Source organism: Streptomyces pseudoechinosporeus (assembly GCF_054783935.1).
On sequence record NZ_BAAGPS010000078.1, the window covers coordinates 20,913 to 27,580 of the forward strand.

The window sequence follows — 6,668 nt, forward strand, 5'->3', positions numbered from 1 at the left end:
GATCATCGCAAGATCCGCGGATCGGGTCGCAAGATCCACGGATTGTGCGGGGCGTCCGCAGGGCAACCGCGCTTGTTTCCCGCCATTTCCAGCGTCGAAACACGTGTTTTGATGTGACTTACATGACGATCAACCGGCCCGGCCTGCATCCAGCGGCCGTGGGGGCGTAGCCTTGATTCCCGCTGTCCATCACCTTGTGAAGCGGAAGAGGGCGGTTGCCGCCGTGTCGCCACAGTCCCCCAGTAACTCGAGCATCTCCACCGACGACCAAGCCGGGAAGGCCGGGAAGAACCCCGCCGCCGCGTTCGGTCCGAATGAGTGGCTCGTCGACGAGATCTATCAGCAGTACCTCCAGGACCCGAATTCGGTAGACCGAGCCTGGTGGGACTTCTTCGCCGACTACAAGCCGGGCGGCGTCGCCGCCTCGGCCACGTCGCGTACTGCGGCCGCGGGGGCCGCAGGGACCACCTCCCCCACGCTCGAATCCACTCGCGCGGGGGGACCCCCATCGACGGCTCAGGCCGCGCCCGCCGCGGCTCCGGCTTCCCCTGACGGTCAGGCCCAGGCCGCTCCGGCTCCGGCCGCCCCCGCGGCGCCGAAGCCCGCTGCCACAGCCGCCGCCCCGGCCCCGGCTCCGGCCAAGCCCGCTGCCGCCGCCAAGCCGGCCGCCGCGAAGCCCGCGCCCGCCAAGGCCGCGCCCGCGCCCGGGGCTCCGGGCGGACCGGAGTACGTGCCGCTGCGCGGCCCGGCCGCCGCCGTTGCGAAGAACATGAACGCCTCTCTGGAGCTGCCCACGGCCACGTCCGTGCGCGCGGTCCCGGTGAAGCTGCTGTTCGACAACCGCATCGTCATCAACAACCACCTGAAGCGCGCCCGGGGCGGGAAGATCTCCTTCACCCACCTCATCGGCTACGCGATGGTTCAGGCCATCAAGGCCATGCCGTCGATGAACTACCACTACGCCGAGAAGGACGGCAAGCCGACCCTGGTCAAGCCGGAACACATCAACTTCGGCCTGGCGATCGACCTGGTGAAGCCCAACGGCGACCGTCAGCTCGTTGTCGCCGGCATCAAGAAGGCCGAGACGCTGAACTTCTTCGAGTTCTGGCAGGCCTACGAGGACATCGTCCGCCGCGCCCGCGACGGCAAGCTGACGATGGACGACTTCTCCGGCGTCACGGTCTCGCTGACCAACCCCGGCGGCCTCGGCACCGTCCACTCCGTGCCCCGCCTGATGCCCGGCCAGTCGGTCATCATGGGCGTCGGCTCGATGGACTACCCGGCGGAGTTCCAGGGCACGTCCCAGGACACGCTCAACAAGCTGGGCATCTCCAAGGTCATGACCCTGACGTCGACGTACGACCACCGGGTCATCCAGGGCGCCGCCTCCGGCGAGTTCCTCCGCATCGTCGCGAACCTCCTCCTCGGTGAGAACGGCTTCTACGACGAGATCTTCGAGGCCCTGCGCATCCCGTACGAGCCGGTCCGCTGGCTCAAGGACATCGACGCCTCGCACGACGACGACGTCACGAAGGCCGCCCGCGTCTTCGAGCTGATCCACTCCTACCGGGTCCGCGGCCACGTCATGGCCGACACCGACCCGCTGGAGTACAAGCAGCGCAAGCACCCCGACCTGGACATCACCGAGCACGGGCTCACCCTGTGGGACCTGGAGCGCGAGTTCGCGGTCGGCGGCTTCGCCGGCAAGTCGATGATGAAGCTGCGCGACATACTCGGCGTCCTGCGCGACTCGTACTGCCGCACCACCGGCGTCGAGTTCATGCACATCCAGGACCCGAAGCAGCGCAAGTGGATCCAGGACCGCGTCGAGCGCGGCCACACCAAGCCGGAGCGCGAGGAGCAGCTGCGCATCCTGCGCCGGCTGAACGCGGCGGAGGCTTTCGAGACCTTCCTGCAGACGAAGTACGTCGGCCAGAAGCGCTTCTCGCTGGAGGGCGGCGAGTCCGTCATCCCGCTCCTTGACGCGGTCATCGACAGCGCCGCCGAGTCCCGTCTCGACGAGGTCGTCATCGGCATGGCCCACCGCGGCCGGCTGAACGTGCTCGCGAACATCGTCGGCAAGTCGTACGCGCAGATCTTCCGCGAGTTCGAGGGCAACCTCGACCCGAAGTCGATGCACGGCTCCGGTGACGTGAAGTACCACCTGGGCGCCGAGGGCACGTTCACGGGCCTGGACGGCGAGCAGATCAAGGTCTCGCTGGCCGCCAACCCCTCGCACCTGGAGGCGGTCGACCCGATCCTGGAGGGCATCGCCCGCGCCAAGCAGGACATCATCGGCAAGGGCGGCACGGACTTCACGGTCCTGCCGGTGGCCCTCCACGGCGACGCGGCCTTCGCGGGCCAGGGCGTGGTGGCCGAGACCCTGAACATGTCGCAGCTGCGCGGCTACCGCACCGGCGGCACGGTCCACATCATCATCAACAACCAGGTCGGCTTCACGGCTCCGCCGGAGTCCGCGCGCTCGTCGATGTACTCCACCGACGTGGCCCGGATGATCGAGGCGCCGATCTTCCACGTGAACGGTGACGACCCCGAGGCCGTCGTCCGGGTCGCGCGCCTCGCCTTCGAGTTCCGGCAGGCGTTCAACAAGGACGTCGTCATCGACCTCATCTGCTACCGCCGCCGCGGTCACAACGAGACCGACAACCCGTCGTTCACGAACCCGCAGATGTACAGCCTGATCGACAAGAAGCGCTCGGTGCGCAAGCTCTACACCGAGTCCCTCATCGGTCGTGGCGACATCACGCTGGAACAGGCCGAGCAGGCGCTGCAGGACTTCCAGGGGCAGCTGGAGAAGGTCTTCACCGAGGTCCGCGAGGCCGTCCACGCTCCCGCCGAGGTGCATGTCCCGCAGCCGGAGGCGGAGTTCCCGGTCCACGTGGACACCGCGGTCTCCCAGGAGGTCGTGAAGCGGATCGCCGAGTCGCAGGTCAACATCCCCGACCACATCACCGTCCACCCGCGTCTGATGCCGCAGATGCAGCGCCGCGCGGCGATGATCGAGGACGGCACGATCGACTGGGGCATGGGCGAGACCCTGGCCTTCGGCTCGCTGCTGATGGAGGGCACCCCGGTCCGGCTGTCGGGCCAGGACTCCCGCCGCGGCACGTTCGGCCAGCGCCACGCGGTCCTGGTGGACCAGAACACGGGCGAGGACTACACCCCGCTCCAGTACCTCTCGAGCGACCAGGCGCGCTACAACGTCTACGACTCGCTGCTCTCCGAGTACGCGGTCATGGGCTTCGAGTACGGCTACTCCCTGGCCCGTCCCGAGTCGCTGGTCCTGTGGGAGGCGCAGTTCGGCGACTTCGTCAACGGCGCCCAGACGGTGGTCGACGAGTTCATCTCGTCGGCGGAGCAGAAGTGGGCCCAGACGTCCGGCGTCACGCTTCTCCTCCCCCACGGCTACGAGGGCCAGGGCCCGGACCACTCCTCGGCCCGCCCGGAGCGGTTCCTCCAGCTCTGCGCCCAGAACAACATGACGGTCGCCATGCCGACCCTCCCGTCGAACTACTTCCACCTGCTGCGCTGGCAGGTCCACAACCCGCACCACAAGCCGCTGGTCGTCTTCACCCCGAAGTCGATGCTGCGTCTGAAGGCGGCGGCGTCGAAGGCGGAGGAATTCACGACGGGCGGCTTCCGTCCGGTCATCGGTGACGCGTCGGTGGACCCGGCGGCGGTCCGCAAGGTCGTCTTCACGGCCGGCAAGGTCTACTACGACCTCGACGCCGAGCGCCAGAAGCGCGGCATCACGGACACGGCGATCATCCGCATCGAGCGCCTGTACCCGGTCCCGGGTGCCGAGCTCCAGGCCGAGATCGGCAAGTACCCGAACGTCGAGAAGTACCTCTGGGCCCAGGAGGAGCCGGCGAACCAGGGCGCCTGGCCGTTCATCGCCCTCAACCTCATCGACCACCTGGACCTGGCGGTCGGCGCGGACATCCCGCACGGCGAGCGGCTGCGGCGGATCTCCCGCCCGCACGGCTCGTCTCCGGCGGTGGGTTCGGCCAAGCGGCACCAGGCCGAGCAGGAGCAGTTGGTTCGGGAGGTGTTCGAGGCGTAAGTCTCGGGCGTACGACCTCTGCGGGGCCCGGCACCGAGTTCGTCTCGGGGCCGGGCCCTCGGTCATTTCCGAAGGTCCGGCTCCGCATAACCTGGAGACGTCAGACCTACGCCCCCAGGAGAGCACCCGTGTACTTCACCGACCGTGGCATCGAGGAACTTGAGAAGCGGCGCGGCGAGGAAGAGGTCACCTTCGAGTGGCTCGCCGAGCAGTTCCGTACGTTCGTCGATCTCAATCCGGACTTCGAGGTGCCGGTGGAGCGGCTGGCGACCTGGCTGGCGCGACTGGACGACGACGAGGACGACGAGTAGGGCTCACGACGCCTCAGCAGTCCGGCGGCGGGCGTCGAACCTGCGCATTCACCTTTTGTGAGATCACCGAAACGGGTGTCTTGACTTTCCGTGACCGCGATATATCGTGAATAACGGAAGACGCGATATGGCGCGACCGGTTTGGGCTGGTGTTGGCCGGTGCTCCCTGTCGCGAGGTTCCGCAACATCCCGTTCGTTCGCGTCGAGGAGGTCAGCACCATGTCCGAGTGGTCTGTCGCCGAGCCCAAGAAGCTCACCTTCGATGACCCCGTGACGGCGCTCCATGTGCGAATCGTCAACGGAACGGTGAACGTCGTGGGGGTGGACGAGGGTTCCACCCGCCTCGAGGTGACCGAGATAGAGGGACCACCTCTCACGGTGACCCACAAGGACGGCACGCTCACGGTGGCGTACGAGGACCTGCCGTGGAAGGGCTTCCTCAAGTGGCTCGACCGCAAGGGCTGGCGTCGCGACGCGGTGGTCTCCCTGGCGGTTCCGGCACATACGCGCGTGGAGGTGGGCGTGGTCGGCGCCGCCGCCGTGGTCTCCGGAGTGGACGGCGCGACGGTGGTGAAGGGCGTCACGGGAGACACGACACTCGTCGGCCTCTCCGGCCCCGTGCGCGCCGACACGGTCTCGGGGAATCTGGAGGCCCAGGCCGTCACCGGCGACCTGCGTTTCAACTCCGTCTCCGGCGACCTCACCGTCGTCGAGGGCTCGGGCTCCACCGTGCGGGCCGACTCGGTGAGCGGCTCGATGATCGTCGACCTCGACACGGACAGCCCCACCGACGTCGTGCTGAACAACGTCTCGGGGGAGATCGCCATCCGGCTGCCGCATCCCGCGGACGCGGAGGTCGAGGCCAACACCGCGAGCGGCACCGTCTCCAACGCCTTCGACGACCTCCGGGTCAGCGGCCAGTGGGGTGCCCACAAGATCACCGGCCGCCTGGGCTCGGGCACCGGAAAGCTGAAGGCGACGACCGTATCGGGCTCGATCGCCTTGCTACGGAGGCCTCCGGCGGAGGACGAACCATGGGACGCCGAGCCGGAGGACATCGGCACCGGCCCATCCGACGAGAGCCCCGACCTCCCGCCCGACCGCCCGACCGTCCCTCCCTCCGATGGCTCCCCCAGCGGCTCATCCGACAGCCCCACCTCCGGCCCGAACGACAAGAAGGGGCTCTGACATGCCTCCCGTCTTTGCCCACGGACGACTCCGGCTCTACCTGCTGAAGCTGCTGGACGAGGCGCCGCGCCACGGGTACGAGGTGATCCGGCTCCTCGAGGAGCGCTTCCAGGGCCTGTACGCACCCTCGGCCGGCACCGTGTACCCCCGGCTGGCCAAGCTGGAGGCCGAGGGCCTGGTCACCCACACCACCGAGGGCGGCCGCAAGGTGTACGCGATCACGGACGCCGGCCGCGCCGAACTGGCCGACCGCAGCGGTGAACTGGCCGACCTGGAGCTGGAGATCCGCGAGTCGGTGGCGGAGCTGGCCGCCGAGATCCGGGCCGATGTGCGGGGCGCGGCGGGTGACCTGCGCCGCGAGATGCGGGCGGCAGCGAGCGAGGCACGCCGGGGGCCCACCACGGGCGGTGCCAAGGGGTGGCGGGGGGAACGCGAGGCCGCCTACGGGGACTCCACCGAGTACATGGAAAAGGAGGCGTGGCGCACCGCGAAGGAGGAGATGCGCCGTGTCAAGCAGGAGTGGAAGGAACAGGCCAGGCGCGCGAAGGACGAGAGCCGACGGGCACGCGAGGAGGCCCAGCGGGCACGCCGCCAGGCCAAGGAGGCGCAGGAGAGGGCGCGGGCCCAGGCCCAGGAGCTCCAGCGCGTCGCCAAGCGCGTCCAGGACCAGGTGCAGGACCACTTCGCACGGGGCGACTGGCCGACGGGCGTACGGGAAGGCCTCACCGAACTCGCCAAGGAATTCGGGGAGTTCGGAAAGGGCTTCGGGAAGGACGCCGGCGCCGGCCGGCCGGAGAGGGAGCGGACGCCAGAGCCCGACTACACGGCCACCCCCGAGGACTTCCCCGCCGACTACGAACCCGCCTGGGCACACGACGACTCGACCGGCGAACCCGCCCGCGACCTCGACCGCCTCCTGGACCGCTTCCGCGACGACATCCGCGACGCGGCCCGCGACAACGGGGTGACGGAGGACCAACTGCGGGAGTGCCGCCGCCACTTGTCGACGGCGGCGGCACACATAGGGGTGGTACTGCGGCCCAAGGGCTGAGCGGGGAGCCCTCGGAGGTGCGGCGCCCGCGGAA

The 6,668-nt window shown here is 69.0% G+C and carries 4 protein-coding genes; all 4 read left to right on the forward strand.

Going from position 1 to position 6,668, the window contains the following annotated elements; all coding sequences use genetic code 11:
* Positions 1-223: 223 nt before the first annotated feature.
* The 4 genes from ACYVO6_RS43085 to ACYVO6_RS43100 all read left to right on the forward strand — a co-directional run bounded on the left by ACYVO6_RS43085 (position 224) and on the right by ACYVO6_RS43100 (position 6,634).
* A complete protein-coding gene (locus tag ACYVO6_RS43085) occupies positions 224-4,084 on the forward strand; it encodes a multifunctional oxoglutarate decarboxylase/oxoglutarate dehydrogenase thiamine pyrophosphate-binding subunit/dihydrolipoyllysine-residue succinyltransferase subunit (protein ID WP_461071332.1) in 3,861 nt (1,286 codons plus the stop codon).
* Positions 4,085-4,212: 128 nt separating this feature from the next.
* Entirely contained in the window at positions 4,213-4,395 is a 183-nt protein-coding gene (locus ACYVO6_RS43090; RefSeq protein WP_033320086.1) for a DUF6104 family protein, read from the forward strand.
* Positions 4,396-4,614: 219 nt separating this feature from the next.
* Complete coding sequence (locus ACYVO6_RS43095; RefSeq protein ID WP_461071334.1) at positions 4,615-5,583, forward strand: DUF4097 family beta strand repeat-containing protein; 969 nt, start codon at positions 4,615-4,617, stop codon at positions 5,581-5,583.
* 1 nt (position 5,584) lies between these two features.
* Positions 5,585-6,634: a PadR family transcriptional regulator gene (locus tag ACYVO6_RS43100; protein WP_461071336.1), complete on the forward strand. Its 1,050-nt coding sequence runs from the start codon at positions 5,585-5,587 to the stop codon at positions 6,632-6,634.
* Positions 6,635-6,668 lie beyond the last annotated feature (34 nt).

Bases quoted from the DNA above. Each gene is read 5' to 3' on its own strand.
- ACYVO6_RS43095 (WP_461071334.1), top strand. From the start codon at position 4,615: ATGTCCGAGTGGTCTGTCGCCGAGCCCAAGAAGCTCACCTTCGATGAC.
- ACYVO6_RS43100 (WP_461071336.1), top strand. From the start codon at position 5,585: ATGCCTCCCGTCTTTGCCCACGGACGACTCCGGCTCTACCTGCTGAAG.